The organism is Allocoleopsis franciscana PCC 7113, assembly GCF_000317515.1.
GTDB lineage: Bacteria > Cyanobacteriota > Cyanobacteriia > Cyanobacteriales > Coleofasciculaceae > Allocoleopsis > Allocoleopsis franciscana.
In genome coordinates this window covers 1,328,191-1,351,310 of sequence record NC_019738.1, presented here as the reverse complement: position 1 = coordinate 1,351,310, position 23,120 = coordinate 1,328,191, and the positions used below count along the sequence as shown (strand labels likewise).

Below are 23,120 nucleotides of genomic sequence, written 5' to 3'. Positions count from 1 at the left end.
GAAGATGACTGAATCGCAGGCTAGAGAGTTTGAAGAAGCTGAGGGAGCTTCCCTTTCAGTAGATTTAATGTTAGAAACCTTTGTATCTTTAGCAGAAGTGCAGGATATTAGCTTGGGAGTTACTCTAACTATTCATGGCTTACTGATTTCTGGTAACATCATCAGTTTCCAGAAATATCTTGAGGGAATTGCTCAAGGGTTTGAATCTGCCACTGGTAATCAGAAAATAGGTCAAATTATTGCTGAATCTTACCGGAATGCAAGTCAAGAGTATTCAAAAGTCCGAAGAGAGCAAGAAGAACTTCCTCCTCGCCAGTATATTCATCTATCTGATGCCAGGTTTAGATTTGGCGACAGTGTTGTGTCTCCAGGAACAGGGGTTTATTGGAGAGGAAGATTGGACGAGGTTGATGGATTCTTTCTAGGCATCATCGAATCTTGAGTAGATGTAGATGGTAAGCTCTTGAGAAACGCGATTCACACTCTATCTAAGCGTCGAAAGTAAAAGAACACGGTGTAACGGAAAGCCGCTAGGCACAACCCTAATTGCTTGTTCGTCAGCGGTACACCATTGGCAATTTAGTGTTTCAGCCAATCGGATGTAGGTCATATCATATGAACCTTTAGCATAGTCTACAGCCATTCCCACTGCTGCTATGCATTCATCCTCAACTGCCGTAGATATTTGAATTGGAATCTGGAAAAAGGCTCTGGCAAACTCTATGGCTCGTATTTTATCGAGACGCGGTAGATTCCCTTTAACCTGTCCGCAGGCTCTTGCTAGAAGACCACACACCTCGTAAGGAAGAATTTGAGGAGCATGTAACTCAACTTCATCGGCTAAAGACGCTAGAAGGATGTCGCTAGCTAGGTCAACATCGCTTTCTATAGCATCCCTGAGAAACCATTTAGCCGCAACGCTTGCATCAATCACTAAGCGCTCAGGTAGATTCACGCATCTCCCTTAAAGTATCTACGATATTGAAGTCAACAGAACCAACTTCATCCCGCAGCTTCTTGATTCGCTCATACAACTCTCGGCGCTCTGGTGAAAGCTTATCTAGTCTTTTCCGTCTTTGCTGTGTTCTATCTAACGTATCGCTAACAACCTGTGGTACGTGCTTTAAAGCTTCAAACGAAACTCTTTCAACTCTCTTGAGCATCTCACTTGATACATCCCGTTTTTTGGTAGACAACCCACTTTTCTTTCTTCTACGGGTCGAGAGACTATGCGGTACAGTACTTTTAACAGATTCTACGATAATTTGCCTAAGTTCAGCATCATGTTGTTGTGTACCTCCTGTTATCTCCATTCGGATAACTATCATCGCCATATCATCAATCCTTTGCCCAAGACTGCATGTTCTGAAAATAGTCCTCCAACGCTTTTATCTGAAGATGTTGGCTTTCCTAGCAGGGAGAAGTAAGACAAAAGAAACGTTATTTTGACACCCTAAAGCAGCGTTTTTGTCAAGCCCTAATTCAACTTCAAAGCATTAACTGGCACTTCATCCCAAGAACTCACCGTTCTCAAACGCGCCACCCAACCGGCTGACTTTTGCTCGTCTGTCAAATTCTGCTCGAAAGACTCATGGCAATCCTGCGCTTGCTGTTCATCGCAACAGGCAATACAAGAATAGAGGAGACCCGATGGATCAAGCTGTTCATTCACCCAAATAGTCATAATCTTCTCCTCTCAACTCGAAACACTTTGATTGAATCTTGAGTAGATGTACTTATTTTCTCCTGAACAGTCTCTACTGCAACTAAGAAAGATACACTTGTTGATAATTTATCAGCATCTATAACAGAAGTTCATCTTTCGATAGATTAGCTAATCTTGTCAGGGAAGGTTGACGAGGCAAGCTGAGTGAGAGAATCCCCCGTCACCCGGCAAATTCGCCAGTCTGGTAAGACTGAAGCTCCTATTTTCTCATAAAAGGCGATCGCGGGTTGATTCCATACTGCCACTAACCACTCTAACCGCCCACCGTTGCGCTCCCTCACCAACTGAGCGAGGTAAGTCAGCATCGCCTTACCCAAACCCTGACGCCGATAGTCAGGCAAAACAAACAAATCATCTACGTACAACCCAGGTTGAGTTAAAAAAGTAGAATAATTGTGGCAAAAAGTTGCAAACCCCACGGCTTGCCCCTCGGATTCTGCCAGAATAGCTTCAATATAAGTCCGTTGACCGAATACATGCTCCTTCAGGGTGTCAGGATTCCCCGTGAAACTGTCTAGTTTTTTGTCAAACTCCGCCTTTCTTTGAAGTAAGGGGAAGATTATAGGTATATCCTCTACAACAGAGGGACGCAGTCTTAAAGATGATGCTCCATTAGCCACCTGAGTCAATGACTCATCACAGAGGCGGCAAATTCGATTCGCTTCCAGAATGGATGCTCCCATACGCTTGTAGAAGGCGATCGCAGGCTCATTCCAATCCAGTACACTCCATTCCAAACGCCCACAGTCGCGCTCAACCGCTAACTGCGCTAGGTATTGCAGAATGGCTTTACCAATCCCCTTGCGCCGAAACTCCGGCAGGACGAATAAATCTTCCAGATAAATCCCTGGTTTGGTCAAAAACGTGGAGTAGTTCGGGAAAAATAAAGCAAATCCCACCGCTTTCCCCGCAGACTCTGCCAGTATCGCCTCTAAATAAGGTTTAGCACCAAACAGATGTTCCTTGAGCGCCTCCGGATTGCCAGTAACGGCGTGGGAAAGTTTTTCATACTCTGCCAGTGCCTGAATTAACTCAAATAACACAGGCACATCTGTCGGTGTTGCGGCTCGGATTGTGAATTCACCCATAAAAGTTCAAGTCATTAGTCATTAGCCAAACGCCTTATTGTACAGGGTTTTACTAACAACTAATGACCGATGACGGGATGAGTCCTAAGTCAACCAACCCTTCAAGCGTCGAGCAACTTGAGGACGACGCAGCTTACGCATGGCTTTGCTTTGAATTTGCCGTACCCGTTCACGGGAAAGATTGAACATTCCGCCAACTTCTTCCAGGGTGTAGGGTTCACTACTGGCTAAACCATAGCGTAGCGAAATAACATCTTTTTCCCGTTCGGTAAGCACATCACTCAAGACTTCCCAAATTTCTTGGCGCATCATGGTTTCGCTCATTTGCTCTTCCGGCAACCGCAGTTCGTTGTCTTCGAGCAAATCCACGAGTTCTGTATCTTCTCCCTTACCCACTCGATGATTCAGAGAGAGCGATCGCCTGCGTAATTGTAGCAACTGGCGCAAATTAGAAGGCGTAATCTCTAGCGCTTTCGCTAATTCTTCTTCATTGGGATTGCGTTGCAGTCCTTGCTTAAGTTCGCGCTGAGCTTTTTTGAGTTTATTGAGTTTTTCGACAATATGAATCGGCAAACGGATGGTACGTGCATCGTTGGCAATTGTGCGGGTAATGGCCTGACGAATCCACCAGTAGGCATAAGTTGAGAATTTATACCCCTTCTCTGGGTCAAATTTTTCCGTCGCACGATTCAATCCCAAAGCACCTTCTTGAATTAAATCCAGGAAAGGCACTCCTCGGTTTAAGTACCGCTTAGCAATTGAAACCACTAAGCGTAGGTTAGAACGAATCATTTTGCGCTTGGCTACACGCCCTCGATAGAGGCGATTTTCCAACTGACGTTCTGTCATATTCAGTTGTTGAGCCAGTTCAGCTTTAGCGGGTTTGCGACCTAAATTGGCCTGCAAGCGTTCTTGGAGTTGATCAATTTCGACTAAGAACTGGACATTTTTGGCTAAGTCTACCTCTTCTTCTGGCTTCAGCAAGGGGTAACGAGCCATTTCTTTAAAGAAAGCGCCCACCGTGTCATCCGAACTCGTTTTGCTATAACCCGATGAACGACGGCTAGTTGTCAGTGCATTTTTGGAGTCAGAGAACTCGACTTCTACAAGAGTTAAATCTGGTTCTTCTGTTTCTAGCTCTAGGTTGTCATTGTTAAAAAATTCTGGATCTTCTGTAAACTTGAGGGTATCGGCTTGGTTCAACTCAGTAATATTCATAGCGTAAATTGAGGGATGAGCGTAGAAAGGATTTTGAGAAGGTTTAACTAAGGGGTTTAGCCTTAGCTGTAACGAAAAAGAGACTTTCCTTGACGCAAGTTTTAATAAAGAGAGGGTAGCTTGTGAGCAAGCTCAAAACAGGCTGAAAAACGGGAGATATAAGCGATTTTGCCACAATCCCGATCTAGTGATGAGCCAGATTTTAGGGAGTGGAAAGTTCTGATTTTAAGGCTACCAGAAGCTATTTGGCTAGCTCTTTGATTACAAAAAGATAAACAAGATTGGTGTACAAGGTCAAAAACCAAACAATTGCAATCGTAGAGCCAAGGTCAACTCGGCGATTTTCAGAATTCTTGACATTGTAAGAGTTTTTACATTTGACAACAACCTACAAAAAATTGGACAATGAACTTAGATGATGAGTGTGATACATCGGGGATTAATCCCAGTGAAATCGTTTCTTTAAATTAACTTTGCTATAGAAACAGGATCTCATACACGCTTAGGCTGTCCTCTCTACCCATAGTGAGAAAACGCCGACTCTCATGACTTAACCCCTTTGCCCCTTTCCGGATTTCTCACCTCTCAGGAGGGGGTCTGATTTGGGCTGATCGGTCGTTTCTCCACAACAGCCAGCTAAAATTGACAAGTGACAAGGCACGACCTCCGAAAGCCTTGGAGTATTTGTGGTGAGTAGGGTTGATGATATGTCTAATTCCCCTAGTGGTCTGATTCTGGCTGAGCCTGGGGCGTCCTATCGCCCTGGTGCGAGTGAGAATCAGTGGGTTGAAGTGCTGGTGGATTGTCCAGGAGTACAGCAAGACCAACAGCAAGAGCAGAAACTATATACCTACAGGTTGCCATCGGAGTTAGACGTACAACCGGGGGATATTTTGAGTGTGCCATTTGGGGCGCAGCAGATTGGTGCGATCGCTATTCGCCTTTTGGACTCACCACCTCCTGATTTAGCACCGACGAAAATTCGGGAGGTTGAGGAGGTTATTTGTTCTGGATTCTTCCCAACTTATTACTGGAAACTCTTAGAGGAAGTGGCTCAATACTATTGCACTCCTTTGATTTCGGTTGTCCGAGTGGCTCTACCTCCAGGATTACTGGCGCGATCGCAGCGTCGCATTCGCCTTAAGCCAGAAAAACTTCCCAACAATGCCGATACTGTTATCCATCCAGCAGCCAGTCAAATTTTAGCCACTCTTAAAACTCAAGTGGATGGAGATTTCAGTTGGAAATACCTCCAACGTCAAGTTAGGGGAGCCAGTTGGGGGTTAAAGGATTTAATTAAACGCGGCTGGGTAGAAAGTTATCTAGAACACCCTAAACCAACACGTCCCAAACTCAGACAAGCCGTAACCCTAGTCGGATATACCTTTACTAGTGACTTAACCCAGCGGCAACAGGAAATTTTAGATGTACTCAGGCGTCGTGGCGGTGATTTATGGCTGACCGAACTGCTGCAAACTTGCCATACAACCTCTTCAACCCTCAAAAAGCTAGAGGAGAAAGGGTATGTGGTGATTCAAGAAAGGGAAATTTTACGCACTTCTACAGAACCCACCGTAGCCGCTGATCGACCAAAAGCCTTGACAGTGCAGCAGGCAGAGGCGTTGCAGGTAATTAAAAGTCTTGATCGCTGTGCCCAAGTGCTGTTGCATGGGGTGACAGGTTCAGGCAAAACGGAAGTTTATTTACAAGCGATCGCACCCATCTTAAACCAAGGTAAATCGGCTCTTGTCCTTGTCCCGGAAATTGGCTTAACGCCCCAACTCACCGACCGTTTCCGCGCCCGGTTTGGTAACAAAGTTAACGTTTATCACAGTGCCCTTTCGGATGGGGAACGGTATGATACTTGGCGACAAATGCTAACTGGGGAACCCCAAATCGTCATTGGTACCCGCAGTGCCGTCTTTGCACCTTTACCCAAACTGGGTTTAATGGTCTTGGATGAAGAACACGACTCCAGCTTTAAGCAAGACCAATTTGCCCCCACCTACCATGCTCGTACTGTCGCCAAATGGCGTGCTCAAATCGAAAACTGCCCTCTGATTCTAGGTTCCGCCACTCCCTCCCTGGAAACCTGGGTGAACGTCACACAGAGGGGAAAAGTGGGAGAAAGCCTCGACTGGAATCCCGAAACAGTCAATCAAACTTCCCCAATCTCCCCCTCCCATTACCTCTCCCTCCCAGAACGCATTCAATCCCGACCTATGCCGCCCGTGGAAATTGTAGACATGCGGCAAGAATTAAAACAGGGGAATCGCTCAATTTTTAGCCGATCGCTCTACAATGCCCTACAAAAGTTACACTCACAAGGTCAACAAGGCATCTTATTTATTCCCCGACGGGGACACAGTACTTTTGTCTCTTGTCGGAGTTGTGGCTATGTAGTCGAATGCCCCAACTGTGATGTTTCACTCTCCTATCACTACACCCACGAGGGAGCGACTCAATTACTCAGGTGTCACTATTGCAACCATACGCAGCTTCATCCCCCCCATTGCCCTGAATGCACGTCTCCTTACCTGAAGTTTTTCGGCAGTGGTACCCAACGCCTTGCCCAAGAGTTAACCCAACAATTTCCCCAATTGCGGATTATCCGGTTTGATAGCGACACCACCCAGACGAAGGGGGCACACCGAACGCTGCTGACCAAATTTGCCCATGGGGAAGCTGACCTTTTAATTGGCACCCAAATGCTGACCAAAGGGTTAGATATCGCTCAGGTAACTCTGGTAGGGGTTGTTTCCGCCGATGGACTGCTGAATTTAGCCGATTATAGAGCCGCCGAACGGACATTTCAAACCCTGACTCAGGTTGCGGGTCGTGCGGGTCGTGGTGATGACCCCGGTCGGGTGATTATTCAAACTTACTCTCCCCAACATCCCGTGATTCAAGCCGTCAGGCGTCACGACTATGAAACCTTTGCTCAGACCGAATTAGAACAACGCGCCGCATTGCAATATCCCCCCTATGGGCATCTGATTCTCTTGCGGTTAAGTGGTTTGGATGCAGCCGATGTGGAGAACACAGCTCTTAGATTAGCGGAGCAATTAAGTGCGACTGAGTCCGATTATGAAATATTGGGGCCAGCGCCTGCGAGTATTATGCGGGTTGCCCGTCGCTATCGCTGGCAGATTTTGCTGAAGTTTCCGCTCGATGTGCCTGTCGTTTTACCGAACTTGGCACAGTTGCGTGAACGTTGTCCGAAAGATATCAGCCTAACGATTGATGTTAATCCGTTGAATATGATGTGAACCTCAAACGAAGGGCACAGTAGACTGAAAATACTATATTGGAGGTGGCATCATGAACCAACAATTCAAACACGCTATGCTACCCGTCACCACCCATGACGAGTTGGCACGCCAAAACTTTGTGCAAAGCCTGAAAGCTCACATTTTTAGTGAAATATCTCCGGGCAATAAGGTTATTTATGAAAAAGTAGCCAAGCCTCAGTTCGAGCAGGAACATCAGCACCCACCCAACAATCGTCATGAAATTCGCCAAGCGATGCTCAATCAGCCCTACTATCGTTGGTGGAGTGCCCTACAGCGGATTCAGCAGGAGATGATGTGGGAGTCTGTCACCTCTAGTGTGGAACAGCAGCTTCCAAAGCTGATCGAGCGTAGTCAAAATCAGGGGAGTGAACTCGGCTCTTTAACCCTCGACCCCAATTTTAAAATCCCTGCATACCAAACGGCTGTAGACATTCACTGTATGCCGGGTGGATATCATAGTGAGTTTGTGGAAGATGATGTGACGGTTGGTGCCGTGTACGATCGCGGAACCTACCTTTATGGCAGGGGTTGGCTAGGCCCGCTTAACGATGATATGGGTCTGTCTATCGTCCATAATTACCTGGAAAAAGAGTATCCTGAATTTCGACCGGGCAAAATTCTCGACATGGGATGTTCTGTGGGTCACAGTACCTTACCCTACGTCGATGCATACCCGGATGCAGAAGTTCATGCGATCGATATTGGTGCCCCCATGCTGCGTTATGCCCATGCACGGGCAGAATCTTTAGGGAAGCGGGTACACTTTTCTCAACAGAATGCCGAACACACCCACTTTCCAGACGAGTCCTTTGACTTGGTTGTCTCCCATATCCTGCTGCATGAAATACCGACGCCAGCGATTCGCAATGTTATGCGTGAGTGTTATCGCTTGCTGGCTCCGGGTGGGATGATGATTCATGCCGAAGCTCCTCTGTATCGCGATATGGATACCTTCACAGCCTTTATATACGATTGGCAAACGGCTAACAACAACGAACCCTTCTGGAGCGCGATGCGGGATTTGGACTTGATGGCGGTGGCAACACAGGCAGGCTTTGAGGCGGATCAGGTGATTCAGACGTTTGTCCCGAACGGGGTATGGAAAGCCAAACTCTCTACGAGCAATTCTCAAAGTTCCGGCATGAACAGTCGGGGCACTTGGTTTGTCTTCGCTGCCACTAAATCTAATTGACGGAGAGGCAGATTGCATGGCAAAGAAAGCCAAAGGGAAACGACCGATTTACTTGGATGATGCTCACAGCGACAAGTTACTGGCGATGGTGATGGCGCTAGTGGGTGAAGTATCTGTCCTCCATGAACGTCTCGATACCCTTGAACGTTTAGCTCAAGCTAAAGGGATGGTATCGATGGAGGAGATAGAGGCTTATCAACCGGATGAGCAAGTGGCTCAAGAGCGAGAGCAATGGCGCAGGGAGTATATTGCGCGGGTGTTGCGGGTTGTGCAGGAGGAGGTGGATTCCCTTCGTTGAGATGCTCACAGCACTAACCTCTAAGGCTGTTTAGCAGAAACTTCTGAGTATGTCAATCCAAGGGTTGAGGGAAAGGTTAAACCAAAAGCACTTTATTCAACCCCTGGTAGAAACGATTGCCGCCGTTCCCCCGATGAAATTTCCTTGTGCCTGAAACCCAATATTTGTGTCAGACAAAGCAAAGCCGCCGAGAGCAAAGCTTTGTTAGTCTAAAGTAAGGACATTTCCCCTATTACTTCTCCTATACTCTAATGTCTAGCCACTCTTCCCCTCTGATCCAAACGCTGAACCCGGAGCGCTGGGTTGGGTTGAGTATGGACTTTATTGGGGCAGGATATACAGGTTTATTGGTCAAAAATGGTCGGCTAATGCGAACCTTAAAACCGGGGCGTCATTTTAGCTTTGCCTTACCCCTGCTTGAACAGTGCCAATTGATTCTAGTTGATAGTAAGGTTCGGAACCTGGAGATTGTCTCTCACGGAGACTTTCTATCTCGCGACCAGTTTTTGATTAATGTTTCCCTAAATGTAATGTATCAGGTGGTGGACGCCAAACGGGTTGCCCTGGAATTATCTGACCCGATCGCAGCCCTCACCAGTGCCGTCAAAGATAATCTAGGAGTAGCCATTGGTCAGCTTACGGTACAACAATTGACCACTCAAGGACGAGCACAAATCCGCCAATACAGCCTCGACCATTCGGAAGTGTCTTATGGCTTAGGCTTTGCCTTGGAAGATGTGCGGGTGAGTGATATCAGCTTTCCTCAAACTCGCGGGGTGATTCGTCAAGTCGAAGGGTTGAGCGCAAGACAGGAAGCGGAACACGAAGCGGCGCTTAAAATGCAGATTGCTCAAGCCGGTCGCCCGGAGGTACAACCTCCCCCTGTACAGCAGGTCAACATTGTTTCAGGTCGTGACCCCAATGCCAACGACCCGGCTCTCGGTGCCACATTGGAAGCAACGACTATGGCAATTGGAGGACAAGCCCCGATTCCCGCGAATTTGCCTCCTGTTCAAGATAGACCAACGCTGGCTCCGACTGTACTGGCTCAAGACATTGAGGAAGGTGCCATCGCTCGTTTGGTACACCGCTCAACGGGTGCGATTAGTATTTTATCAACCCTACCCTTTACAATTGGACGCGAACCGACGAACACCCTGATTCTTGAAGATGTCTTGTGTTCGCGCAATCATGCCCAAATCGTTAAACAGGCTGACGCTCAGGGAACCGTCCGATATCAACTCATTGATCTGGGGAGTTCTAATGGCACCTTTGTTGGCGGACAACGCCTCGCCCCCAACCAACCCTTCTGGCTGACACCGGGAAATGTGATCAGGATTGGCACACAAGAATGGAGGTTTGAAGCTTAGGGACGGGAAATCAGTGCAGGCTGGTTGAGCGATCGCACCTCCACCACCACAAATTCCCTGGGGTCGTGTCAGGGGCTTGTTTTTACTTTTCTGTGTACGCTTGCAAAAGAGCTGCTGCTGCTGCGTTCCTGGTATAGTGAGGCCCTCCACTCTTGCCAGAAGAGCGCCAACTCCAGGGACAATCCTCAGGGCCATCTTTAACAACTACGCCTTTACTTTTACCGTCAAGACAGACTTCCCACCCATTCGGAGTGCGTCTGTATCTCCAGATTCTCTCGGTCTTTTTCTTTTTAGCCATCTCCTTTCACTGAAAGCTTTTGGGCTGGAGCTTCAATTCGTTGAGGTTCTCCTCTAATACATCTGTGATGGTGCAGGATGTCAGTAAATATACTTAGGACTTCAACCTCTGACCTAAACGTTGCTCTAGTTGCCCTAGTAATGTATCAACATCCTGACCCACTTGCTCAAAACAAGCAGGCGGTGCAGGTTCCGGTTGAAACTGAATGAGCTTGATTTGGTCATTGCCAATCCCGATAATGAGAACCTCTTGCTCCGGCTTATGAGCATCGACAATTCCTAATATTTCCTGAATGTGGTTCTCTACTCTTTCATTGAGTTCTTCGAGCGCCTTTTTGGGACAATAGACGAAATGGGGGGTGGGTTTAAGGTCAATCCCCAGAGTATCTTCGCTTTCTCCACGTTCGAGAAACAACCCCCAAGCTAATGCGGCTAGTTCTCGCTGATTCTCTTTAGCGAACCGAGTGAGCTGGTGTTTCCACTGATCTTCTGCCCTCTCCGGCTCACGTGCACCAAACATGATCATCAGAAGTACTGAAATATAAGTGTTGAATACTTGTTGAACTTTAGACTGAAGACTGATAGCTGGGTGAGAGGCTAGAACTCCTTTTGACGGATGGAGGATGAATTGTTTCTCCCTCAGCCTTTATTTTATACCTGACTGTACCCGCCAGAGACTGGAATAAATCCCTTGTTGCTCCAGTAATTGTTCATGTCGCCCTTGTTCGACTAATTTGCCGTGTTCCATGACGTAGATGCAATCGGCATTGCGGACGGTGGAGAGGCGATGGGCGATCGCAATGGTTGTCCGATTTTTCGTAATCTTCTCTAAGGAGCGTTGAATCGCGGCTTCTGTCTCATTATCCACCGCCGATGTGGCTTCATCCAAGATCAGAATGGGGGGATTCTTCAATATGGCACGGGCGATCGCAATCCGCTGCTGTTGCCCTCCCGACAGTTTCTGTCCCCGTTCCCCAACAATCGTGTCATACCCTTGGGGCAGTTGGCTGATAAATTCATGGGCTTCGGCAATCTCTGCGGCTGCCATTACTTCGGCGTGAGTCGCATCGAAGGTGCCATAGGCGATATTCTCCCAAACCGTACCATGAAATAAAAACACATCTTGGCTCACTAAGCCAATTGCCCGACGCAAATCTTTCAGCCGTAGCTGTCGTAGGTCGATGCCGTCAAGGGTTATAGTGCCCCTTTGTACTTCATATAGCCTCAATAATAACTTAACCAAAGTGCTTTTACCAGAACCCGTTGAACCCACAATGGCGATGGTTTTACCGGCTCCGATGTGGAGGGACAAATTGTGAATCACTGGCGCACGGTCATGGTAAGCAAAGGTTACCTCTTTGAGCAACACCTCACCCCGCACCTGCTCTACCTGCAAGGGCGTGTCCCCAGAATGGATTTCGATGGGAGTATCCAGGAGATTCATCACACGGGTGGTGGACGCCATCGCCCGTTGATATTGATCGAGGGTTTCGCCTAATCGGGTCAACGGCCAAAGCAACCGCTGAGTGAGGAAGACCAACACACTATAAGTTCCCACCTCCAGAGAACCGGCCACAACATCCATGCCGCCGTAGAGCAGAATCCCTGTAAAGCCCAACAAGATGAGCATCCGAATCAGGGGAATAAAGGCGGCAGAAAGTGCGATCGCCCGCTTGTTACTGACACGATAAGCGTCACTTTGGGCTTCAATTCGTCCTAATTCATACTCTTCGGCGGTAAAGCTTTTAATCGTGGTGATGCCGGTTAAATTATTGGCTAATTGCCCATTAATCAGACTCACCTTTTCTCTGACATCTGCGTAACGAGGAGCCAGCCGACGCTGAAAGGCGATCGAACCCCAAAGGATAAAAGGTATTGGCACAATCGTCATCCAAGCCACATTGGGAGCCAGGATATAGAAAGCTCCACCAATCACAATGGCTGTTGTGATGACCTGGATAATATCATTGGCTCCCACATCCAGAAACCGCTCTAATTGATTGATGTCATCACTCAAGATTGACATCAACCTGCCAGTACTTCTGTCCTCAAAATAAGCGAGTTCCAGGGATTGTAAATGCCCATAAGCATCTAAGCGCAAGTCATGCTGTATAGCCTGGGCGAGATTACGCCACAGTCGAGCATAAGCATATTCAAAAATGGATTCCAATCCCCAAATGATGAAGCTCAGGAAACTCAAGATCAGGAGTTGCCCAAAAATATCTTTTACCCCCCATTGAGCAATCAGAGAATCCTGTTGCTTCACCACCACATCCACTGCCGCACCAATTAAGACAGGGGGTGCTAAGTCAAAGATTTTATTCAGAATTGAACACGCAATTGCCTGCCAGATTTGAGTCCGGTAGTTGTGTCCGTAATGAATTAGACGCCATAGGGGAGGAGAGGAGGACACTCGGTTGCTCTTAGATTTGTCGCGGTGCGATCTCGCCTGAGTCCTACCTAAAGCAGCTTGCTTCTTTCTGCCATCTGCTTGTTTTTGCAAACGTGACACCTTAATCCAACCTTAAATTCATAAAGTTTACCTTGCTCAGAGTAATTTAATTTTAGATTAGAAAATCTTATCTTGTGTTGACTTTGGCGGAGAGGCTAAATAGCCAAATCCCTGATGTCATCTAATGAAAGCCTTAAAATTTGCAAACTTGCCCCAGGTAATATCACCTATTGGGGGGGTATGCGGATACCCTTAAGTTCAGTTAATATGCATAGAAGGGTTCAAAAAAACGACGTAATGCAACAACCTGGTAATGAATGATTGAATTTGGGAGTAGTTCCGAAACAATTGGCACAAGGGTGGCGTCGAAGAGAGGCAAATGCTTCAAATGATTTTGGAACTCAATCTAAGATTTCTCCTTTCATGAACACTCGTTTCAGGTATCTACCAACGAACTAAGCCTTCTCATCTTCCACCCTCTAGTTCAACTTGGTGCTGTGGTTCTGATGTCAAGTCGTTTCTCCGAGCATGTTACTATCTTCTAAAAAATTAACTCTTGGTCAAGAATCTCTAAAACCTCATGGTGTGTCTTGGCAGTCGGAGGTTGGATTAGATTAAGCTTTCCAGAAAAGGGTGAAAGGCAATATACAAAAAATCAGCTCTGTCGGTAGTGTATGGCTAATAGTCCAATGGCGTAAGTCCTGACTCTTTCTTCTCAACGATTATTTGCGCTTAATTCATCAAGTACGACTTTAAACCATCCATGAAATTCATGGCTGGAAAGAATGTAGCTGCATGTTATCTAGCCATAGTCAACTCTTACCCTAACAGGAGTATTTAGGATTATGACAGCTCTAACTCAAACGTCTCAAAATTTATGGGGCAAATTATTTGACTACTGCCAGAAAAGTTACCAGTGTCTGACTTACAATCCTAAATTGTTTCTGATGCGGAAACTGGCTCGGCTTGAGGTCATTCGTAACTGGGTTAGCTCTTTTTATAAGTTCCTCCATCCGTCTTGCGAAATCAGCCAGGAAACCCCTTCTATTCTAGACAACATCCATGTAGATACCCTCGTTTCAGGGATAAGAAGCGATAGCTATGCTCCAGGTATTAATCTTCCCCAAGCGGTAATTCAAGAAATACTGGACTATGCACAATCGGCACCCTGCTATGCAGATAGAAACTCAGCCGCGAGCTTTTATTATCGCGAAAAAGAACAAGCCGAAACCTCACTGGGGAGAAAAATTCGCTTAGGTAGCTATTTCAATGCTCAGGGATGTGCAGCGGTAAGAAAGCTAGAAAACGATCCAGCCATATTAGCGATCGCAGCTAAATATTTAGGAGCGCCTCCCCTACATATAGCCAGTGAACTTTGGTGGAGTTTTCCGGTTGAGGGAACACCCATGGAGCAACTCAAAGCGGCTCAGGTATTTCATTACGATCTAGACGACTATCGATTCATCAAATTCTTCTTTTACTTAACCGATGTTGACCTCTCCAGCGGTCCTCATATATTGATTCGCGGGACTCACAAAAACAAGAAGTTGTCCCATCAGCTTTTAGGTGTACGCTGCGCTAGTAAACCGGATGAAGATATTATCAATTGTTATGGCGCTGAGAATTTGGTGACGATTTGCGGCCCTGCGGGTTTAGGATTTGTAGAAGATGCGACTTGTTTTCACAAAGGCACTCTTCCAACCCAGAAAGAACGCTTGCTCCTACAACTTGAATTTGCCATCAATAATTATGGGGATATCAGAGGCGCAGCATCGTAGAGTTGCGTAATGGATGGAAAAGGAATAACTTTTGAGGCTTGCTTTTTCCATTACCCATTACCCATTACCTATTTCCCATTACGATGATTGTTACTATAAGAAATTCTGGCACCCGCCCATTGCAGCTTTTCTCGTAATATCTGGTAATAGGAATAGTTCTCTCGCAAAATAATGAACTTCGCGTAGCAATCCGCCATGCGAACATCCACCCGTTGCCCAGGCCAAATGGAAGTGCCTAGAACACCATCCGTCCACAGTTTGGTATTAAGTTCGTAATCCCCTAAAGGCCAAATGCTAACCACGGAACCAGAAGGCAAAACAATAGGACGACTGGAAAGACTCAAGGGGCAAATCGGCGTCACGGTGAGCGCTTCCATACCATCGTGTAAAATTGGCCCATTGGCAGAAAGGGTGTAGCAAGTTGATCCAGTGGGTGTAGCGACAATCAGTCCGTCACCTTGGTACTGATCGATAACTTCTCCATCAATTTCCATTTCCAGAACAGAGGTAATCATCCGATCCGCTGAGGCAGGTTTAACGCACATTTCATTCAGGGCTAAAAAGCGATCGCTCATGGGTTCCATGTTGGTACGATGGCCTTCAAATACAGCCGCTTGAACCATCATCCGCCGCTGAATGGCGTAGCGATCTTCACTTAATCGGTCCCAAATTTTCTCCGTGTCTTTAAATTCCTCAAACGGTTCAGTGAGAAACCCTAAGTGCCCACCCACATTCACAGCTAAAATTGGCACTCCTTCTGGGGCAAGGTGTCTCGCGGCAGCGAGGGCTGTACCGTCGCCGCCCAATACCACAGCTAAATCGATCTGGCTCATGGCAGAGGCTAAAAACACAGGGTAAGGATTATCCTGTGCACCACTAGGCCCCATTAAAATATGACATTGGCGTTTTTCCAATTGTCGAGCACATTTTTCTGCCCAACTGCGGCTGTGGGAGTCTTTAGCTTTATACGCAATGATCACCTGCTTTAGCTGCACGTTAACCTCATCTTCTAGCCCGTGTGATGATTGTCATTCTAAACGGCTGACTCAGTGATGAAATAGCGGGTTAGGAATCGGGTAGAGCATACGCACTCAAATTTATAGTCTAAGCAGTCGTAAGAGGAACATCAGCTTTCGCATTCACTGGCGGTTGCATGGGGAGAAATTCAGCCAAACCCAAATAGCGAATTCCTTCCGGGGTAATTGCAAAACGGCAGGGTAACACTTCAACCCCCTGAAGTACGGCTTCTCGCAACAGTTGACCATAAACGGGGTCATAACTATCAGCAGGAGCAAAGGAAAGGCAGTCACCCCGATTAATAAAATAGAGCATTACTGCCCTTGATTGGGGTACAAGTGCCATTAATTCTCGCAGATGCTTTTGTCCGCGAGTGGTGACAGTATCGGGAAATAATGCCACATTTCCTTGAGATAAGGTGACACTCTTGACTTCTAAATAGATGGGCGGTTCAATGCGATCGCACGAGGCGAGTTCCTCGCTGGCTGCACTCAAGGGGATGAAAGTACTTTGGAGTAAAAAATCCACCCGACTTTTCAGTTCTTTACCATAAGGAACCTCGCAGCAAATTTCATTGTAGCTGTCGGCTAACTCTGGAAATAGCCGTTGTTCCAAAGCTAACTTAATCACTCGATTGGGGAGTGCCGTGTTAACGCCAACCCAAGTGGGTTCATTGTCATCAACCTGAATCATCTCCCAGGTGTAGGGTAACTTCCGTTTAGGGCTATCGCTGCGGGAGACTTTAACTAAACTACCAGGAGTGGAGACACCCGTCATGGGGCCAGTATTAGGGCAATGAGCCGTTATCACTTCCCCTGAGGTAAGTTGAATATCGGCAAAAAAGCGTTTGTAGCGCTTGAGTAAGACTCCGGTTTCTAGGGGCGGGTAACGGTAAATCCAATTTTGCATAAGGATAATTTACCACCGAAGCTGGTGCGGTTGGGAAAGAGCGATCGCGCAAAGCGTATTGTTATGAAAGAGCGACTCTCCGTTATAGCCGTCGCCAAGGCAACTCTTGACTCTCGCCAAATCCTGAAACCTTCAGCCGTCAATCTGCATCCCATCTGCCATCTGCCTTTTGTTATATGTATTGTGTATTACAACTTTATCTAGTAAGACAACAATCGTGATACTCTTAAATAGAGTGCTAACTTGCTCTTGATCTGCCATAAACCACAGACTACAGCCGATGAGCAGGGAGTTACAAAACATAAGGCTTCAGTTCAGCCACTTTATGATTTGTCCTGTAAAACAAGCTGAAAATACCTCAACCTATACGGGTCATTTAAATGACTCAAATACAGGCACAAAAAAAGGTTGAAAGCGCTAGAATTTGCCCATAAACGGCTGGGGTTAATCGAGAAGTCTGAGTGTGCCAATAGAACAAGCCTACGACAGCCTCCATCAGGGTTTCATCTAATCATCTAAAGTCGAAGCGAAGACAGCAACAGAGGATATAACCTGTAGAGAACCTCCACGATATTCCTCTGCCAACGTTTTATTGTAATTTGCAATGGCAGTCTAAAGGAACTTTTGCCATGAGAGTAAAACCCGACAAATCTATATATAGAAATTCTATTAGCCACCTTCAAACTTCCGAAATGCTGAGAGAAACGGATACCCAAGTTCTCAGCAAACTGTTGCGGGAAGAACTGCACAAGGCACTATCCTGGCAAAAACAAACTCTCGCCGAAGCAGCAATGGAAATTCAGAAACTGCTTGAGCAATTGAAGGAAACCCACCCGACTGCAACTGAGGCAGAACAAAAAGCATTCGTCACAGCGGCTATTCCCGGAAAACGCCGAGAACGGTTTCTGAGTGCTTTGCAAGCTGGATGGAAGGAAGAGATGAGAGAGTTTTTGAGTCACTCTTACCTCAGGGTTGGGATTGCAACTCTTGAAGAATGGAAGGTAACGGATTAAGCAGACCTGCACGCTGCAAATAATAATAATAATTAGGATAAGGGCAAGGTGATGATAAACCTCGTACCTTTGCCGACTTCACTGGTAAACGTAATCTCACCTCGATGTAAATCCAGGCATTGTTTAACAATTGCCAATCCTAATCCCGTTCCCTGAATCGTACCGACATTATTCGCACGATGAAAGGCTTCAAACAAGCGGGATTGATCGGCGGGGGGAATGCCAATTCCTTGGTCTTGAATTTGAAAGATTACTCGGTCATTTTTAGCCGTGAGGTCAAACTGGACAGTACCGCCTTCTGGAGAATACTTCAGGGCATTCGAGAGCAAATTGCCCAGAATCTGCCGTAACAGTTTCTCATCCCATAAAGCCAAACCAGAGAGAAAATCGAATCTTTTCTGCTTGATTTCATCGCTATCTTGTCCGGCAATAGTGCCGTCGCTGCGATAGGTAAAATGAATCACCTGCTGTTCTTTGGCAGTGGGTTGGACATCTTCTACTAAATGACGACAAAATTGTACTAAATTCAACGGTGCAGGGTTGAATTGCAGTTTCCCGGCTTCCGCTTCACTCATCAGCAGGATATCATTCAACATCTGAGTCATTCGTAGAACAGCGGATTTAATGCGATGGAGATGAGCTTGTTGTTTCTCTTCTGACAAGCGGTTCCGGTAACGCTCTAACAAGTCAGTAGAAGAGGAAATCGCCGTTAGAGGAGTGCGGAACTCATGGGAAGTCATAGCAACAAAGCTGGACTTGAGCATACTCAGTTCCCTCTCTCGTTGCAGTACCTTATAACTTTCTAGTTCCGCCTGTTTGCGGCAGGTAATATCCTCGGCAATTCCAGCGATGCGGTAAACTTGACCTTGTGCATCATAGATGGGAAAGGCGCGATCGCGTATCCAACGCATTGACCCATCCGGTCGCACAATCCGATACTCCACATCAGTAACCTCACCACGAGACTCTTGCTCCTGCTTGCCTATCAGGAACTCTCGATCTTCAGAATGGACAGCCTCACTCCAAGAATTAGACTGGTCGTACAAACTCTGGCATGAGCGACCCCATATCTGCTCATAGGCAGGGCTAATGTATAATCTTTCGCTGAAATCGGGGGTAACCATCCAAAAGACTTCATTGATATTTTCGGTCAACTGACGGAACCCATCTTCACTCTCCCGCAGTGCCTCAATCGCCAGCTTATGATCGGTGATGTCCCGCGTCATTCCCAATACAGAAATCAAATTACCATCCGTCTCCATTTCAGGGACTAAGCGGGTTTGGTAATACTTCAGTCCTTGGGCGGTGACTAAGCTAAACTCAAATTGTTGTTCCTCTCCCGTCTGAAAAACCCTACTTAACGCCTGCTCCCAAATTGCTAAATTGGGTTCTGAGATACCGAGTTCTCGATTGGTTTTGCCAATAAACTCATTCGGTGGTTTACCTGTAACGCTTTCAATGGCGGGGTTGACATAAAGATGACGCCCTTGTGGGTCAAACCGCTCAATAATATCAGGTGCATGTTCCACCAAGGCTCGATATTCCTGTTCCCGTTGATGGAGTGCTGCCTCAACGCTCATGCGTTCAGCAATCTCTGCAAGGAGTTGGTGATTGAGCTGTTCTAGCTCAGATGTGCGCTCTTTGACTCGATTTTCTAATTCTTGGTTCAGCCTGTGCAAGGATTCTTCTGCTTGCTTGCACTCGGTGATATCTGTGGTGCTGCCGTAGTAATACAGTACGCCCTCCTCATCAACCGCTCGCCCGATCACTTCAAACCATCGAACTCCTCGGTGAAGGGTGTGAAACCGATAAATAACTCGGTAGGATTCGCCTTTACGAATGGCTTCCCAAGAGATTCTGAGCGCCTCTTGCGACTCATTTCCTAAGTCAACTCGGTCATCCCAAATTTGAGGATTCTCCAAGAATGCCTCTCTGGAAATGCCACTGAGTTCAGCCATCATATCACTGATATAGACAAACTGGAATCGGGTAGGGCAAAACTTCCAGACCAAACTGGGTAACATGTTAAAGATTTGACGAATTTCAGCCGCACTTTGTTGGGCTTGTTCCTCGGCTTGTTTGCGACCGCTAATGTTCAAGGTACTACCAACGACACGCACAGCCCGCCCACTGGCATTTCTGATAATCTGTCCTCTATCCCAAATATGCAGGTACTGATAGTTTTTGTCGCGAATCCGATATTCGGTGTCAAAAGCACTGCTGTTGGCGAGGGCGTTGGAAATCACCTGACGAACAGGCTGTCGATCATCGGGATGGATAAACTGAGTCCACCAATCAAGGGTCGGTTGCGCTTCTTCCGGACGATAGCCTAAAACCTCAACCAGACCTTGTGTCCTGTCAACGGTGCCATTTTCAACGTTCCAGTCGTAGATAATACCATCCAAAGCGTTGGCAGCCAGATGCAAGCGTTCATGAGCTTGCCGTAGCTCTAACTCTATCCGCTTGTGTTCTGTAATATCGCGCATCAGCCAACGGAAACCCATTGGCTGACCTTCCGGAGACTGGATTGTCCCTACCCTCAGGGCAGTAATCAGGGGCGTTTGATCGGGCGATCGCAAGCTCACCTCCCATTCCTGCACCCCCTCCACCTGACGCAGCTGATTGAGTTGATTCCGAAAGGCTCGACGCTCTTCCTTAACAACGTAACAAGCTAACGGCTTGCCGACCAAGAACTGTTGCGAATGGTTGAGTCGTGTGGCGGCAGCACGGTTGGCTTCTTGAATCACCCCATTGACATCGGTTACTAGGTAAGCATCAGGTGCAAACTCAAACAATTGCTGGTAGCGCTGACGTTCTGCGATTAAAGCCTGTTGAGTCATTAATAACTTCTCATGCTGCTGATACAGTTCCTCGTTAGCGACTTGCAGTTCTTCAAAGGCGGTACTGAGTCCTTCAACGGCTGTTAGGATAATTTCCTGCTGTTGTGGCGTTGAAGGTGATTCACCTGTCAGTTGTTGCAGTTGGGCTAGGCGTTGGCACCAATCTTGTATTTGCTTGGCGAAGTCGTCCAGGTTTAAGCGAGTCATCTGATTGCGTTTTTAACTAGGGCTACCGCTTGCTACTGATCTTAGTTAGCCGTTTGAGTTTTGGACTGTATTACATTTTCGTTGAGTCGTGCCTGCATGGAAGTGTGATGCGCCCATCCGCCCCAGGAAAAAAGACTCCAGATTGTTGGATAAAATTCAGAATTGAATATTATGATTCCTGAAGTAATTAATAATTATTTGTGTCGAAAACCCAGAAGACCGCTCGTTCCCTATCCGGAATTGCCGGCATCGTGGCGGTTGCCACCCTGATTAGTAAAGTTTTTGGATTGGTGCGTCAGCAAGCGATCGCGGCGGCTTTTGGGGTCGGGCCAGCGGTTGATGCTTACAGCTACGCCTACGTGATTCCGGGCTTTTTGTTGATTTTACTGGGTGGGATCAATGGCCCATTTCACAGCGCGATTGTGAGTGTCTTGGCTAAGCGCGATCGCTCGGAAGCCGCTCCCATTGTCGAAACCATCACAACCTTCGTGGGAGCGATTTTACTGCTCGTTGTCCTGGTTCTGGTTCTATTTTCCGGCGTCTTCATCGACTTGATCGGGCCTGGGTTAACACCCCAAGTCCGGGCGATCGCCATCCAACAATTGCAAATCATGGCTCCGATGGCTGTCCTTGCCGGACTCATCGGGATTGGCTTCGGCACCCTCAACGCCGCTGACATGTACTGGCTTCCTTCGGTGAGTCCTTTATTTTCCAGCATCACGGTGATTGGCGGAATTGGGATTTTAGCCTTACAACTGGGCAGTCAAATTACCGCCCCCAAATACGTCATGTTGGGCGGCATGGTTTTGGCATGGGGTACAGTCAGTGGAGCCATCTTACAGTGGTTAGTGCAAGTGGTGGCTCAGTGGCGGGCGGGTTTAGGGACGTTACGCCTGCGGTTGAATTGGAAGCAACCAGGCGTGACTGATGTGCTCAAAATCATGGGGCCAGCCACTCTTTCCTCCGGAATGTTGCAGATTAACCTATACACCGATTTGTTTTTTGCCTCTGCCATCCCCGGCGCTGCGGCGGCAATCAGCTATGCAGGGTTATTAGTGCAAACGCCACTGGGAATTATTTCCAATATGATTTTAGTGCCGTTGCTGCCAACCTTCTCCCGGCTTGCCGCTCCCGAAAATTGGCCTGAACTCAAGCAGCGCATTCGTCAGGGATTACTCCTTACCGCCATTACCATGTTGCCTTTGGGTGCCTTGATGATGACGTTGGCGGTTCCCATCGTACAAGTGGTTTATCAACGTGGAGCCTTCCAGAGCCAAGCTTCAGAGCTCGTTGCTTCCTTGCTGGTAGCCTACGGGATTGGGATGTTTGTCTACTTGGCACGGGATGTCTTGGTGCGGGTGTTTTATGCTTTGGGCGATGGTGAGACGCCGTTTCGCATTAGTATCATCAATATCTTGCTCAACGCCGTGCTGGATTACGTTCTCGTGCAGCGTTTCGGTGCGCCCGGTTTGATTTTGGCTACTGTAGGCGTGAATTTCACCTCAACAATCGCGCTGCTCTGGCTATTAAATCGCAAACTCCGGGGCTTACCGTTGGGAGAATGGAGCTTACCGATCCTGGGTTTAATTGCTGGCAGCGTTGTGGCAGGGTTTGCCAGTTGGGGAGTCAATTGGGGTATTCAGCAAGTTTGGACTGCTCAAGGATTGTTGGTTGGACTGGTGCAATTGAGTTTATCTGGAATTGTGGGCTTAGGTGTCTTTGCTCTGATTGCCACACGGCTCAATTTACCAGAGGTGGATATGTTTGCCTCTCGTCTACGCCGGAAGTTGGGGAGGTGAATGATTCATCCAGTGGGCATGGAGCTGAACTTCCTGTCTACTACTGGTGATTCAAATCACCTCTAATGTTGATCGGGTTCGCCCTAGCTTGTCTTGGAAATCACTTGTTTAGGTTTTAAATATCACCTATTTTTATGACCTATTCCAGGGCAGATATAGGGCTAAAAATTGTAGATTTAAACAGTCAAGCAATCCCGGTTACAGACATGGCAGCTTTTGATTCCAGCAATTTTTATAACTCACAAATTTCTCCTGAAACCTTAGACGAAAAAACGTTCAACACCAAAAAATCTTTATTCTCTCAAACCGATTTTAGAGTATTTCCCAATTGGTCTTCTGAGAGTGAAACAGGAGATGAAAGTTGGTTGGATGACGAACACTTAGCCGATGAGCTTGCCCAACTGTTCATTAGAGAGGAAATATTAGATGACAATCAGTTAGCCGATGAGCTCGCTAGTTTAGAACAGTATTTGCTGGAATCTCAAACAGCCTTAGTGGCTTGCCCCAAAAATATGCCCCCCTGGGAGAATGCTTGGTGGGGGGAAAAAGTACTCAAAGAGTTAGAGGCTTAGGCTGATTTTCCTTAATCGACTAGTTAAAAACTTTTGAACGAAAAAGGATGA

20 protein-coding genes and 1 pseudogene are annotated in these 23,120 nt (G+C 47.0%); 10 read left to right on the top strand and 11 right to left on the bottom strand.

The window, feature by feature from the left end:
* Window positions 1-4: 4 nt before the first annotated feature.
* Window positions 5-442, top strand: a complete 438-nt coding sequence (gvpU, locus tag MIC7113_RS05710; RefSeq protein ID WP_015181228.1) for a gas vesicle accessory protein GvpU — start codon at window positions 5-7, stop codon at window positions 440-442.
* Between the two features lie 42 nt (window positions 443-484).
* Here gvpU and MIC7113_RS05705 read toward each other — a convergent pair whose 3' ends face one another.
* The 6 genes and pseudogenes from MIC7113_RS05705 to MIC7113_RS05680 form a co-directional block, all read right to left on the bottom strand.
* Window positions 485-955 carry a type II toxin-antitoxin system VapC family toxin gene (locus tag MIC7113_RS05705; protein WP_015181227.1) on the bottom strand — a complete coding sequence of 157 codons (471 nt, stop codon included), beginning with the start codon at window positions 953-955 and terminating at the stop codon, window positions 485-487.
* Window positions 942-1,334 (bottom strand): hypothetical protein, encoded by a 393-nt coding sequence (locus MIC7113_RS05700; protein WP_015181226.1) that lies wholly within the window; start codon window positions 1,332-1,334, stop codon window positions 942-944. The genes MIC7113_RS05705 and MIC7113_RS05700 overlap by 14 nt, the downstream gene beginning before the upstream one ends.
* A gap of 143 nt (window positions 1,335-1,477) precedes the next feature.
* Window positions 1,478-1,684: a hypothetical protein gene (locus MIC7113_RS05695; protein WP_015181225.1), complete on the bottom strand. Its 207-nt coding sequence runs from the start codon at window positions 1,682-1,684 to the stop codon at window positions 1,478-1,480.
* A 146-nt stretch (window positions 1,685-1,830) separates the two neighbouring features.
* The gene (locus MIC7113_RS35980; RefSeq protein ID WP_041780493.1) at window positions 1,831-2,346 is read right to left on the bottom strand and encodes a GNAT family N-acetyltransferase; all 516 of its coding nucleotides are present in this window, start codon (window positions 2,344-2,346) and stop codon (window positions 1,831-1,833) included.
* Window positions 2,338-2,814: pseudogene (locus tag MIC7113_RS37945) on the bottom strand (N-acetyltransferase family protein); the annotation flags it as partial. The pseudogene MIC7113_RS37945 and the gene MIC7113_RS35980, both read right to left, overlap by 9 nt.
* 84 nt (window positions 2,815-2,898) lie before the next feature.
* Entirely contained in the window at window positions 2,899-4,032 is a 1,134-nt protein-coding gene (locus tag MIC7113_RS05680; RefSeq protein WP_015181223.1) for an RNA polymerase sigma factor, RpoD/SigA family, read from the bottom strand.
* A gap of 707 nt (window positions 4,033-4,739) precedes the next feature.
* Here MIC7113_RS05680 and priA point away from each other — a divergent pair.
* From priA to MIC7113_RS05660, 4 genes are all read left to right on the top strand, one after another.
* The gene (priA, locus tag MIC7113_RS05675; RefSeq protein WP_041779912.1) at window positions 4,740-7,301 is read left to right on the top strand and encodes a primosomal protein N'; all 2,562 of its coding nucleotides are present in this window, start codon (window positions 4,740-4,742) and stop codon (window positions 7,299-7,301) included.
* Between the two features lie 52 nt (window positions 7,302-7,353).
* On the top strand, window positions 7,354-8,517 hold the full coding sequence (locus tag MIC7113_RS05670; RefSeq protein ID WP_015181221.1) for a class I SAM-dependent methyltransferase: 1,164 nt from the start codon (window positions 7,354-7,356) through the stop codon (window positions 8,515-8,517).
* A gap of 16 nt (window positions 8,518-8,533) precedes the next feature.
* Window positions 8,534-8,815 carry a hypothetical protein gene (locus MIC7113_RS05665; protein WP_015181220.1) on the top strand — a complete coding sequence of 94 codons (282 nt, stop codon included), beginning with the start codon at window positions 8,534-8,536 and terminating at the stop codon, window positions 8,813-8,815.
* A 251-nt stretch (window positions 8,816-9,066) separates the two neighbouring features.
* Window positions 9,067-10,185 carry an FHA domain-containing protein gene (locus MIC7113_RS05660; protein ID WP_015181219.1) on the top strand — a complete coding sequence of 373 codons (1,119 nt, stop codon included), beginning with the start codon at window positions 9,067-9,069 and terminating at the stop codon, window positions 10,183-10,185.
* 391 nt (window positions 10,186-10,576) lie between these two features.
* Here MIC7113_RS05660 and ccmS read toward each other — a convergent pair whose 3' ends face one another.
* Both ccmS and MIC7113_RS05645 read right to left on the bottom strand, forming a co-directional pair.
* A complete protein-coding gene (gene ccmS, locus MIC7113_RS05650; RefSeq protein WP_015181218.1) occupies window positions 10,577-11,008 on the bottom strand; it encodes a beta-carboxysome assembly chaperone CcmS in 432 nt (143 codons plus the stop codon).
* 120 nt (window positions 11,009-11,128) lie between these two features.
* On the bottom strand, window positions 11,129-12,895 hold the full coding sequence (locus MIC7113_RS05645) for an ABC transporter ATP-binding protein (protein ID WP_041780491.1): 1,767 nt from the start codon (window positions 12,893-12,895) through the stop codon (window positions 11,129-11,131).
* An 884-nt stretch (window positions 12,896-13,779) separates the two neighbouring features.
* Here MIC7113_RS05645 and MIC7113_RS05640 point away from each other — a divergent pair.
* Complete coding sequence (locus MIC7113_RS05640) at window positions 13,780-14,712, top strand: hypothetical protein (RefSeq protein WP_015181216.1); 933 nt, start codon at window positions 13,780-13,782, stop codon at window positions 14,710-14,712.
* A 68-nt stretch (window positions 14,713-14,780) separates the two neighbouring features.
* On the opposite strand, the gene MIC7113_RS05635 is transcribed toward MIC7113_RS05640, so the two are convergent.
* A complete protein-coding gene (locus tag MIC7113_RS05635) occupies window positions 14,781-15,707 on the bottom strand; it encodes an NAD(+) kinase (protein WP_015181215.1) in 927 nt (308 codons plus the stop codon).
* Between the two features lie 109 nt (window positions 15,708-15,816).
* Complete coding sequence (gene sfsA, locus MIC7113_RS05630) at window positions 15,817-16,638, bottom strand: DNA/RNA nuclease SfsA (protein ID WP_015181214.1); 822 nt, start codon at window positions 16,636-16,638, stop codon at window positions 15,817-15,819.
* Between sfsA and MIC7113_RS35975 the strand changes: the two genes are divergently transcribed.
* Window positions 16,633-16,842, top strand: coding sequence for a hypothetical protein (locus tag MIC7113_RS35975; protein WP_155897941.1), 210 nt, complete (start codon window positions 16,633-16,635; stop codon window positions 16,840-16,842). The genes sfsA and MIC7113_RS35975 overlap by 6 nt on opposite strands.
* Window positions 16,843-17,330: 488 nt before the next feature.
* A complete protein-coding gene (locus MIC7113_RS05625; protein ID WP_041779909.1) occupies window positions 17,331-17,651 on the top strand; it encodes a hypothetical protein in 321 nt (106 codons plus the stop codon).
* Between the two features lie 32 nt (window positions 17,652-17,683).
* On the opposite strand, the gene MIC7113_RS33065 is transcribed toward MIC7113_RS05625, so the two are convergent.
* Window positions 17,684-20,698, bottom strand: coding sequence for a PAS domain S-box protein (locus MIC7113_RS33065; RefSeq protein WP_015181211.1), 3,015 nt, complete (start codon window positions 20,696-20,698; stop codon window positions 17,684-17,686).
* Between the two features lie 200 nt (window positions 20,699-20,898).
* Between MIC7113_RS33065 and murJ the strand changes: the two genes are divergently transcribed.
* Both murJ and MIC7113_RS05610 read left to right on the top strand, forming a co-directional pair.
* Window positions 20,899-22,497, top strand: coding sequence for a murein biosynthesis integral membrane protein MurJ (gene murJ, locus MIC7113_RS05615; RefSeq protein WP_015181210.1), 1,599 nt, complete (start codon window positions 20,899-20,901; stop codon window positions 22,495-22,497).
* A 134-nt stretch (window positions 22,498-22,631) separates the two neighbouring features.
* The gene (locus MIC7113_RS05610) at window positions 22,632-23,069 is read left to right on the top strand and encodes a hypothetical protein (RefSeq protein WP_015181209.1); all 438 of its coding nucleotides are present in this window, start codon (window positions 22,632-22,634) and stop codon (window positions 23,067-23,069) included.
* Window positions 23,070-23,120 lie beyond the last annotated feature (51 nt).